An 8,759-nucleotide genomic window follows, 5' to 3' on the forward strand; every position below is an offset into this window, starting at 1 on the left:
TTTTTGCTCCAGGAGAGCTCTATATGCTTGAGTTAAAGAAAAGAGAAGCTAATTTTGGTTTGGAATTAAAAGAAAAATATCAAGCCCCGGCGACGCTGGCGCAATGCTTCCGCTGTGGGGCCTGTTCGGGGATATGCCCGGTGGAGAAGGTAGAGGAAGATTTTGACCCTCGGGTATTTGTGCACGGAGTGCTTTTGGGGCTTAAAGAGAAGCTTCTCTCAGGAGAGGCTATCTGGAAGTGTTCTGGTTGCGGCTCCTGTATCCCGGTCTGTCCCATGGATGTTAAGCCCATGGAGGTAATAAAGGCCCTTAAAGCGGTAGTAGAAAAGAGAGACCCTGAACTTGCCCTTGAAATGCGTTTTAAAGTTGGGCGCTTGGCCAGGGTTGACGCAGGCAAATGTATTGCCTGTCTCACTTGTGTGAGAGATTGCCCCTTTGGAGCTCCTTATATCACAGAGGAAGGCTACGCGGTAATCCAGCCTGATAAGTGTAAAGGCTGTGGCATCTGCGTAGTGGAGTGTCCGGCCAGGGCTATAATCCTTAACGCTTCACCAGAAATGATAGCTACGGTGCGCGGAGGAGGGCATGGATAAAATCAAGATCACCATTCTTTGTTGTCATTACACTAACGAGGCTACCGAAGAAGATTTTGCCGATATTCCGGCTGAAATTGAGCTAAAGCGTTACCCCTGTTCAGGAAGGATTGAAGTGGTTGATATCCTTAAGGCCCTAGAACAAGGGGCAGAGGCCGTGCTGGTGGCTGGCTGCGAAAATGGTACCTGTCATAACAGGACAGGAAGCACCAGGGCTGAAAAAAAAGTAGAACTTGCCAGAGAGATTCTTTCAGAGATTGATATGGACCCCCAAAAGGTAAATATGACCTTTGTCCCCAGGTTAGATTCCGGGGCACTGGTGGCAGCGGTCAAAGAAACCTTTGAAAAATTACTTAGAATAAAAGAGGCAGCCTGATGATTGTAGCGGAAAGAAAACCCATAAAACAAATTCTTGAAATGATAGAGCCCTACTCCAAAGTGGCGGTAATAGGGTGTCGGGGGTGTGTGGCCATCTGTTCGGCTGGAGGTGACCGGGAGGTAGAGATCCTTTCAGCTGCCCTGCGATTGGCCCGCAAGAACAACGGAAAGCCCCTGGAAACTATAGAAAAAACTCTTGTACGTCAATGTGACCCTGAATATTTAACCCCTCTGGCCAAACTAAAAGACCAGGTAGAAGCGGCAATATCTCTTGCCTGTGGCGTAGGGGTAAATCTCGCTTCTGACCTTTATCCTGATATTAAAATCTACCCAGGAGTTAACACCACTTTTTACGGGGCAAACCCGGCCCTTGGTAAGTGGGAAGAGATGTGCCGTGGTTGTGGAGATTGTATCCTTGACCTTACTGGAGGAATTTGTCCTATTGCCCGTTGTGCTAAAAATCTCTTAAATGGCCCTTGTGGTGGTTCTCAAAATAGCCGTTGCGAAATAGACCCTGATACTCCTTGTGTGTGGCAGCTTATTTATGACCGTTTGAAGGCAAGGGGTGAACTCGAAAAGCTTGCCAAGATATGGGCTCCTAAAAACTGGATTCCTGCAGGCTATGGCGGCCCCAGGAAAAGGGAACGTCCTGACCTTGAAATCAATAACAAAAGTAAACACTCAGGAGGCGTTAAGTGAGTGAAGATAAGAAGTATTTGAGCCATTTAGAAAGGGTTCTCAAAGAGGGGCATTTTGCTGTTACCTGTGAGATCGGGCCACCTAAGAGTGCTGATCCGGAAGTAGTGCGTAAAAAGGCCCGAATTATTCGTGGCTTTGTAGATGCGGCCAATATTACTGACTGTCAGACGGCTATCGTGCGCATGTCTTCCATTGCTTCTGGGGTGTTGGTACGCGAAGAAGGCGTTGAACCTGTTATCCAGATGACCTGTAGGGACCGTAATCGTATTGGCATTCAGGCAGACCTTCTCGGAGCAGCCGCCCTTGGTATGCGAAATCTCCTCTGTCTTACTGGGGACCACCCCAAGTTTGGCAATCACCCTGAGGCCAAAGGGGTTTTTGACCTAGACTCTATCCAGCTGCTTGACATGGTCCGCCGCATGAGAGACGAAAAGAAATTTCAGTGCGGCGAGGAAATAAAAGGCAAGGCCCCTGAGTTTTTCCTGGGAGCAGCGGAAAATCCCTTTGCAGATCCTTTTGAATTCAGAGTGCACCGTATGGCCAAAAAGATGGCTGCCGGGGCTCAGTTTATTCAAACCCAGATAATTTATAACCTTGAACGCTTTCGCAAGTTTATGGAAATGGCAAGAGACCTCGGCCTTACAGAAAAGCTTTTTATCCTGGCTGGAGTAACCCCTCCCAAGTCCTTTGGTATGGCGCGTTATATGAAATACTTTGTGCCAGGGCTTGATGTGCCTGATGAAATTCTTACTCGCTTGAAAGACGCCAAGGACAAAAAAGAAGAAGGTATAAATATTGCCGTAGAAATCATAGAACAAGTCCGCGAAATTCCTGGCGTGGCCGGTGTTCATATCATGGCCATTGAGTGGGAAGAGGCTGTCCCTGAGATTGTAAAAAGGGCTGGGCTTGAAAAGAGACCACTGGCTGAGGAAGTAAAACCAGTAGTAAAAGAAGAACGAGTTCCTGAAGTAGTGATTACCGAAGAAAAACCCGAAGTAGTTCCTGAACCTGAAGCTCCCCCTAAAGTGGAAGTGCCAGTTGAGGCCCTAAAAAACGTCTTTTCTTCTTTGCGTTCAAGCATGGAGGCCCTGCGGGACGGAATAAATATGCTTCATGAGGGTCTGGCAAACCTTGAGAAGACTCTCCTTGGAGGAGAAGTTCCACCTCCGCCTCCTTCAGAAGAAAAAAGACCCCCTGTTGAGGAAGTTCCCAGGGAGCCTAAGCCTGAAGCCCCTGCTATCCCCAAAGAAGAGGAAGAAAAGGCCAAGCAGGTGGCAGATCTTCTTTCTGCGGCTAAAGCAGCCCAAGAATCAGGAGATTACGAAAAGGCCCTTAATCTCTATGAACAAGTGCTTTCCCTTGAACCAGAAAATGAACTGGCTAAAAACGCCATAGAAGCACTCAAAAAAGAACAAAAAATAGCAGAGTTACTTAAAATAGCTAAAGAAAAACTTGAGGCTAAAGAGCTCGATGAGGCGGAAAAGCTTTTCAAAGAAGTCCTTGAAATTTCGCCTGAGCAAGAAGAGGGAAGGGCAGGTTTAGCTAGAGTTGAAGAGCTTAAAGCCGAAGAAAAACCGCCTGTTGTTGAAGAAAAGCCTGAAGAGAAGCCCGAGGTTAAGGCCGAGACACCTGAAGTTTCTGAAATACTTGTCTTTTCAGACCTTTCCAGTGATTACCGTGATGTTTCAGAGCGGGCAGCGGGAATTCCTGAAGATGTTTATAAAGAGCCGGGTTCAGCCTGGATAAAAGAAGTGACTATTGGCGAGGGAGATAAAAAGATTACCTTTGGTGGCACCAATGTATTGCCTTTCCATCTTTTTGAGGGAGAGATGAAAAATCCTCCACGGGTGGCCATGGAGGTCCTTGATGTCAAGCCTGAGGATTGGCCTGAAGCCATAGCCAAGTACTTTGAAGACGTATTTGATGACCCGGGAGAATGGGCCAAAAAGTGCGTGGAGGTTTACGGGGCCGAGGCTATAAATATCTATCTGGTAGGTACAGACCCGAATTTCTTGAACCTTGGGCCTGACCATGCGGCCAAAGTGGTAGAAAAAGTAGCCAAGGCCGTAGATGTGCCCCTTGTTATCTGGGGGTCTGGTTCTCCTGAAAAAGACGTAGATGTCATAAGAGAAGTAGCCAATGTGCTTGGGGCTAAAAACGTTATGGTGGGGCCAGTGGTGGACACCAACCACCGGGCCCTTGGGGCTACAGCCATGGGTTATGGTTACGCGCTCATTGCCTCAAGCCCTATAGACGTAAACCTGGCTAAACAGCTTAATATCTTACTTGAAAACGTAGGTGTGCCCCTTGACCGCATCGGTATGGACCCATCAGTTGGGGCTGTTGGTTACGGGCTTGAATATACTTATTCGGTGATGGAGCGTATAAGGCTTGCCGCCCTTTACGCCGGGGATGATAAGCTCCAGGTGCCTTTTGTCATAAACGTGGGGCGTGAAGTATGGAAGACAAAAGAAGCCGGGCTCCCCTCTGACGAAATGCTTGGAGAACAAGAAATAAGGGGCATTGCCCTTGAGGCCATTACGGCTATTTCCCTTCTTATGGCTGGGGGAGATTTTCTTGTAATGCGGCATCCCAAGGCCATAGAAGTTACCCATAAGATAATTAAGGGCCTTATGGCTCAAGAATAAATTTAGAAGGAGGGCTTGATGTCTAAGATTATTGCTACCGCGGCTATAAGAGGCGCTCATAAGATTGTAGATGAAGCCTTTGCCAAATATGAAGAAGCGGTAAAAAAGTTTGGGAAAGACCAGGAGGTTGCTTTTCCCAATACTGCCTATTATCTGCCCATCATCTACGCCATGCTTGGTTATCCGGTTAAAAAGCTAGGAGATTGTCAGGAAGTGCTTGAAGAGGCCAAAAGGCTTCTTCCGCCAGTACCATCTGAACATATGTGGCTGCCTTACCTTGGGCCAGCCCTTGACGCTGGCATGGCCACGTTTTTTGCCGAAGAAGTAATTGAGGCAATCCGTTATCTTGAAGACCCTAACTTTTACACCAAGACTGAAGAGCCCCTTGAGGATAATATCTGGCTCGGGGCGGCTGACGACGTAATCTTCCGTAAAAGAGGAGTTGAATTCGTTGACGGAACAGCCCCTGGTTTTGCAGCCTGTCTGGGGGCACCACCTGAAAAAGAAATCGCCCAAAAGATTGCCCAGGAACTCCTGGAAAAGAATCTATACGTCTTCATGCACTCTGACACAGGCGGTGTGCGCATGGCTGAGCAGCTAAAAGAACTGGGGGTGCAACTTGGCTGGCCAACGCGTCTTATCCCCTTTGGGCCATACACCAGCTCAGTGGTTTTTGCTATTGGTTTTGCCTGCCGGGTGGCTATGGCCTTTGGGGGTATTAAGCCTGGTGATTATATGGGTAATCTTCTTTATAACAAAGACCGTACTTTTGCTTTTGTATTAGCCTTTGGCCCGGTTTCTGATGAGTGGTATGCCAACGCCGCTGGCGCCATAAACTGGGGCTTTCCCACTATTTCCGACTGGGATATTCCAGAGATTAAGCCCTGGGGTATCTGCACTTATGAACACGTGGTTTCAAAGGTACCTTATGAAGAGATGGTTGACCGGGCCTTAGAGGTAAGGGGGCTTAAAGTTACGGCGGTGAAACTTGATATTCCTGTCGCTTACGCCCCGGCCTTTGAGGGAGAAAGGGTGCGTAAGGGAGACCTTTATCTTGAGTGCGGTGGTGGCCGCACCCCAGCGGTGGAACTCCTCATTGCCAAGTCCCTTGATGAAGTAGAAGACGGAAAGATTGAGGTTATCGGCCCAGAAATAAATGAAGTAGAAAAACTTGGCCTTGAAGGCCCGCCATATCGTTTGCCCTTTGCCGTGCTGGTGGAAGTAGCTGGAGCTAACATGCAGGAAGACTTTGAGGCCATTTTAGAGCGCCAGTTTCACCATCTTATTAACTATGCTCAGGGTATTATGCATGTAGGTCAGCGTAATATCATGTGGCTGCGTATTAGCAAGGCCGCTGTGGAAAAGGGCTTTCTCTTTCGTCATATCGGCGAAATCCTTTACGCCAAACTGCGTCAGGAATTTGGGGCCATTGTGGATAAATGCCAGGTTACCATCTATACCGAAGAAGATAAGGTAAAAGAAATCCTTGAACTGGCCAAAAAGGTTTATGCCCGCCGAGATGAAAAGATTGCGGGTATGACTGACGAAAGCGTTGATGTTTACTACTCCTGCACCCTTTGCCAGAGCTTTGCTCCAAGCCATGTGTGCGTGATCACCCCTGAAAGAATTGGTATGTGTGGGGCTTATAACTGGCTTGACGGTAAAGCCTGTTATGAAATTAACCCTACCGGGCCTAACCAGCCCATTGAAAAAGGCGAAGTCATAGATGAAAAACTCGGGCAATACACGGGTATTAACGAATATGTGAAGCAGGCCTCTCGTGGCAAAGTGGAAAGAGTAAGCCTTTATAGTATCATGGTTGATCCTATGACAGCTTGTGGTTGCTTTGAATGTATCGCCGCTATGCTTCCCACCTGTAATGGTATCATGATAGTTAACCGCGATTATCTGGGCCTTACACCCACAGGCATGAAGTTTACCACCATGGCTGGTATGGTGGGTGGCGGCCAGGTAACCCCTGGTTTTATGGGGGTTTCCAAGCACTATATCACTTCTCGGAAGTTTCTTATCGCTGAAGGTGGCCTTAAACGGGTGGTGTGGATGCCCAAAAGCCTTAAAGAGGAGCTCAAAGAAAAGCTTAAAGCTAGGGCTGAAGAACTGGGTATCCCTGACTTAATAGATAAGATTGCCGATGAAACCGTGGCTAATACAGAAGAAGAAGTGGCGGCCTGGATTGAAAAGGTAGGCCACCCAGTTAAAGAACTTCCGCCACTGATGTAAGAAAAAATTATAAAAGGGGTTAAAAATGGGTCTTACGGGTATTCAAATCCTCGGAATGCTCCCTAAGAAGAACTGTAAGGAGTGTGGTTTTCCTACCTGCCTTGCCTTTGCCATGAAAGTAGCGGCAGGTCAGGCTGATATTGCTGCCTGTCCTTATGTCTCTGAAGAGGTAAAAGAAAAGATAGCAGAAGCCTCGGCTCCTCCCATCAGGACGGTAAAGCTTGGAAGCGGTGATCATACCCTAGCCATAGGTGGCGAGACCGTTCTCTTTCGTCATGAAAAACGCTTTGAGCATCCGCCTGGCATAGGCATTTTGTTAAGCACAGACATGGCTCAAGATGAAATAGAAGAGCGACTTGCCAGGTTCAAAAAACTTCGCTGGGAGAGGGTAGGGGTCAAACTCAAACCTGAAGTGGTGGCTATTGAAGACAGCCATGGCGAAGCCGGGAAAATGGCAGAAGTAGTCAAAATAGTTCGTGAAAAAGCACCAGAAGCAGTTTTTGTGCTTATGAGTGAGAAAAAAGATGTTCTGGCCGCAGGCGCTAAGGAATGCGGCGAACACAAGGCCCTTCTTTACGGTGTGACCCTGGATAACCTGAAAGAAATGGCAGAACTTGCTAAAGAGACCAAATTCCCCTTAGGGGTTAAGGCCGATTCTTTAGGAGAGGCCGCTCGCATAGCCGAAGAGCTCATGAAAGAAGGTATAAAAGACATTGTGCTGGACACCGGCCCACGAGGAATCCGTGAGCTTTATGAAGACCAGGTTATCATGCGTCGGGCGGCTATTAAGAAGCGCTTTAAGCCTTTTGGCTTTCCTAGCATTACTTTTCCCTTTCGTTTTACAGATAACATCGTAACCGAGTATATGATTGCCTCAGTGCTGGTAGCCAAGTACGCGGGAATGATTATCCTTTCCGACTTCCGGGCTGACCTTCTCTTCCCGCTCATGGTAGAAAGAATGAATATATTTACTGATCCGCAGCGGCCGCTGGTGGTGGAAGAAGGCATTTATCCACTCAATGGGCCAGACGAAAACTCTCCTGTTATTGTTACCTGTAACTTTGCCCTTACTTACTTTATCGTCTCTGGTGAAGTGGAAGGGAGCCGCGTGCCCACCTGGCTCCTTATTAAAGATACGGAAGGCCTTTCAGTGCTCACCGCCTGGGCAGCTGGTAAGTTTGGAGCAGATACTATTGCCGAGTTCGTCAAAAAATGCGGCATTGCTGACAAGGTTAAACATCGTAAGCTTATTATCCCGGGGTATCTGGCAGGAATTAAAGGCGAGCTTGAAGAAGAGCTCCCTGACTGGGAAATCGTGATTGGCCCGCGGGAAGCAAGTGGGCTTCCTTCTTTTTTAAAGGAGTGGAAGGCCGCCTGAGTTTATGGCTAACAATAACAAATGGACCCAAAAATTAAGAAAACTGCTCAATGAGTTTTGTGAGAAAAACAAGGTTGAAGAGGTAGAAGTTTATTTGTTTGGTTCAAGGGCCTGGGGAAAGCCAATGAGGGCTTCAGATTTTGACCTAGTTATAAAAGGGCCGAGTTATATTATTTCTGAGCTCAGGGAGTTCCTTGAGGAGAGCACCTTTCCCTACGAAGTTGATGTGGTCTGGTGGGAAGAACTCTCAGATGAGTTACGGAAGAAGATACTTACCCAGGGAGAAAAGTGGATTTAAAAAACCGTCTTAATACAGCTTATAAGGCCCTTGGGACTTTATCTGAACTACTGGATAAAAAAGTTGATATAACTAACGAACTCTATGTGGTTTTTAGAGATGCTTCTATTCAGAGGTTTGAATACACTTTTGAGGTAGTCTGGAAGGTGCTTAAAGGATTTCTCTGGAAAATTGAGAAGCTGGAATGTTATTCACCCAAAAGTTGTTTTCGCACGGCTGGCAAAGTGGATATTCTTTCCCCGGAAGAAACTGAGATGGCTTTAAAAGTAGATGCACGGAATGCTACGTCGCATACTTATCGTGAAGAAGTAGCCAGGATTATTTATCGCGATTTACCTAAATATACTGAACTTATGGAAAATATTTTGAAACGTGTAGAAGAAAAACTTGAAAAGGAGGAGGTTTAAATATGAGTCAGACGGTGGTTTGTATTGCAGAGTCCATCAACATTATGGGAAAACGCACTGGCCAGGCCATGCGAGAGCGAAATCCTGGCCCTATCCAGGAAATGGCCAAAGAAGAAA

8 protein-coding genes are annotated in these 8,759 nt (G+C 47.2%); all 8 read left to right on the top strand.

Translation table 11 applies throughout. From position 1 onward, the window contains the following. Positions 1–23 precede the first annotated feature (23 nt). From TH606_RS08815 to TH606_RS08850, 8 genes are read left to right on the top strand one after another with little or no spacing between them, the layout of a single operon-like run. Positions 24–593, top strand: coding sequence for a 4Fe-4S binding protein (locus TH606_RS08815; RefSeq protein ID WP_068543034.1), 570 nt, complete (start codon positions 24–26; stop codon positions 591–593). Beyond that, positions 586–969: a hydrogenase iron-sulfur subunit gene (locus TH606_RS08820; RefSeq protein WP_068543036.1), complete on the top strand. Its 384-nt coding sequence runs from the start codon at positions 586–588 to the stop codon at positions 967–969. Before TH606_RS08815 ends, TH606_RS08820 begins: the two co-directional genes overlap by 8 nt. Beyond that, a complete protein-coding gene (locus tag TH606_RS08825) occupies positions 969–1,670 on the top strand; it encodes a methylenetetrahydrofolate reductase C-terminal domain-containing protein (RefSeq protein ID WP_068543038.1) in 702 nt (233 codons plus the stop codon). Before TH606_RS08820 ends, TH606_RS08825 begins: the two co-directional genes overlap by 1 nt. Next, the gene (locus TH606_RS11910; RefSeq protein ID WP_068543040.1) at positions 1,667–4,318 is read left to right on the top strand and encodes an acetyl-CoA decarbonylase/synthase complex subunit delta; all 2,652 of its coding nucleotides are present in this window, start codon (positions 1,667–1,669) and stop codon (positions 4,316–4,318) included. Before TH606_RS08825 ends, TH606_RS11910 begins: the two co-directional genes overlap by 4 nt. 18 nt (positions 4,319–4,336) lie before the next feature. Next, positions 4,337–6,559, top strand: a complete 2,223-nt coding sequence (gene acsB / locus TH606_RS08835) for an acetyl-CoA decarbonylase/synthase complex subunit alpha/beta (RefSeq protein WP_068543042.1) — start codon at positions 4,337–4,339, stop codon at positions 6,557–6,559. A 25-nt stretch (positions 6,560–6,584) separates the two neighbouring features. Next, positions 6,585–7,937 (top strand): acetyl-CoA decarbonylase/synthase complex subunit gamma, encoded by a 1,353-nt coding sequence (gene acsC, locus TH606_RS08840; protein ID WP_068543044.1) that lies wholly within the window; start codon positions 6,585–6,587, stop codon positions 7,935–7,937. Positions 7,938–7,941: 4 nt separating this feature from the next. Then, complete coding sequence (locus tag TH606_RS08845) at positions 7,942–8,235, top strand: nucleotidyltransferase family protein (RefSeq protein WP_068543046.1); 294 nt, start codon at positions 7,942–7,944, stop codon at positions 8,233–8,235. Then, complete coding sequence (locus TH606_RS08850; RefSeq protein ID WP_068543048.1) at positions 8,226–8,642, top strand: HI0074 family nucleotidyltransferase substrate-binding subunit; 417 nt, start codon at positions 8,226–8,228, stop codon at positions 8,640–8,642. The genes TH606_RS08845 and TH606_RS08850 overlap by 10 nt, the downstream gene beginning before the upstream one ends. The last annotated feature ends 117 nt before the right edge of the window (positions 8,643–8,759 follow it).

It is taken from the genome of Thermodesulfatator autotrophicus, assembly GCF_001642325.1.
GTDB lineage: Bacteria > Desulfobacterota > Thermodesulfobacteria > Thermodesulfobacteriales > Thermodesulfatatoraceae > Thermodesulfatator > Thermodesulfatator autotrophicus.

Coding starts and splice junctions, on each gene's coding strand:
- TH606_RS08815 (WP_068543034.1), top strand. CDS start 24: ATGCTTGAGTTAAAGAAAAGAGAAGCTAATTTTGGTTTGGAATTAAAA.
- TH606_RS08820 (WP_068543036.1), top strand. CDS start 586: ATGGATAAAATCAAGATCACCATTCTTTGTTGTCATTACACTAACGAG.
- TH606_RS08825 (WP_068543038.1), top strand. CDS start 969: ATGATTGTAGCGGAAAGAAAACCCATAAAACAAATTCTTGAAATGATA.
- acsB (WP_068543042.1), top strand. CDS start 4,337: ATGTCTAAGATTATTGCTACCGCGGCTATAAGAGGCGCTCATAAGATT.
- acsC (WP_068543044.1), top strand. CDS start 6,585: ATGGGTCTTACGGGTATTCAAATCCTCGGAATGCTCCCTAAGAAGAAC.
- TH606_RS08845 (WP_068543046.1), top strand. CDS start 7,942: ATGGCTAACAATAACAAATGGACCCAAAAATTAAGAAAACTGCTCAAT.